1 protein-coding gene is annotated in these 1,786 nt (G+C 57.7%); it reads left to right on the top strand.

Features of this window, described 5'->3' with window-relative positions; all coding sequences use genetic code 11:
* Nucleotides 1–145: 145 nt before the first annotated feature.
* Nucleotides 146–1,573: an ISNCY family transposase gene (locus tag FHT85_RS30325; protein ID WP_112413213.1), complete on the top strand. Its 1,428-nt coding sequence runs from the start codon at nt 146–148 to the stop codon at nt 1,571–1,573.
* Nucleotides 1,574–1,786: the final 213 nt, after the last annotated feature.

Raw genomic sequence — 1,786 nt, 5'->3', positions numbered from 1 at the left:
TGTAGCGGCATTTTAGAGATGCGACACATAGGCCAGTTAGAGATGCGACAGTCGTCGCCTCTCGGGATGCTGGTCGAACGTCAGCATTGGGGAGCAAGATTAGCGACGTGCAACGTGGTTGAGGCCATCTGTGTTCGGAGTCGTCATGTCTTGTTTGATTGTCATGTCGCAGAAGGAATTGCATCGCCTAGAACGTATTTGCGAAGTTCGCCGAGGCAGCCTGACGGTGGTTCGGGCTGCTGAGTTGTTGGGGCTCAGCCGCGGCCAGGTGCATCGGCTTCTGCGAGCCTATGACCAGGACGGAGCCGACGGTCTGAGGTCGAAGAAGCGCGGTCGTCCGAGCAACCGGCGCCACAGCGAGGATTTCCGCAACCTGGCTCTCGACCTGGTGCGTGAGCATTACGCGGACTTCGGGCCGACCTTGGCGGCGGAGAAGCTACTTGAGCGCCATCGGATATCGGTCAGCAAGGAGACGCTGCGTCAATGGATGATGGAAGCCGGCATCTGGGTGTCACGCCGCGAGCGCAAGAAGCGGGTCTTTCAGCCGCGTGGCCGGCGTGATTGTTTTGGTGAGCTTGTCCAGATCGATGGTTCGCATCACTGGTGGTTTGAAGAGCGTGGCCGCAAATGCGCCCTGCTCGTCTACATTGATGACGCCACTGGCAAGCTCTTGCATCTGCGCTTTGCGGCGTCTGAGAATACCTTTGATTATCTGCATGCGACGAAGGCCTATTTGCAGCAATGGGGCAAGCCGATTGCATTCTACAGCGACAAGCACGGTGTTTTCCGTAGCGCGCATGCCTCACTGAAGGACCGCACGAGCGGCCTGACGCAATTCGGTCGGGCGCTTTACGAGCTGAACATCGACATTATTTGTGCGAACACTCCGCAAGCCAAAGGCCGTGTGGAACGCGCCAATCAGACGCTGCAGGATCGGTTAGTGAAGGAGTTGCGGCTGCGCGGTATCGATACGATCGAGGCGGCTAACGCCTATGCGCCAGAGTTCATGGCGGACTTTAATGCTCGGTTTGGCAAGCCCGCACGCAATCCGAAGGACATGCATCGGCCGCTGGCCGATCACGAGAACCTCGATGGTGCCATGTGCCGCAAGGAAGTTCGCAAGCTGTCGCATTCCTTGACGTTGCGCTACGACAAGGTGATGTTCATTCTCGATCCGACAGAGCGCGCGACGGCGCTAGCGGGCAAGAAGATGGTCGTTTGCGACTATCCTGACGGACGCCTCGAGATCACGCACGATGGGGTCTCCCTGCCCTACAAAACCTTCGACACGTTGCGGTCGGTGCACCGAGCGGACGTGGTTGAGAACAAACGGCTGGATGACATGCTGTCGATCGTCGCTGAGCTGCAGGCTGGGCGCCAGCAGCAGCGCAGCAAGAGCGGCCCTCGCCGCACTGGCCAGACGGATCATATGTTTGGCATTCCCGATGGCAGCCAGAGAAGCGGTTATCAGACACGTGGTGCCAAGCCTGGACGGAAGACGGATTTTACGAAGGATCCCGTCGTCATCGCCCGACGGCGACAAGCATTGGCGACCCGGGACGCGGCAGAGTGATGGAAGCGATCCGGTTGAGAAAGCTAAAGTATATGATTGCGCCAGAGCCATCCGCCGCCGACCGGGCTACGCAACCCCAGCCAGCTTCACCCGGCCGGCGGCTCACAGCTGCGCATCCATATCTATAGAATCTTGCAAATGAAGTAATAACAGATATTATTATGTCGCGTTTCTAAATTGATTACTTTGTCTCATCTCTAAATAGCTGTGACA

The organism is Rhizobium sp. BK312 (genome assembly GCF_014193605.1).
Lineage (GTDB): Bacteria > Pseudomonadota > Alphaproteobacteria > Rhizobiales > Rhizobiaceae > Rhizobium.
This window is presented reverse-complemented; position numbering and strand designations above follow the sequence as displayed.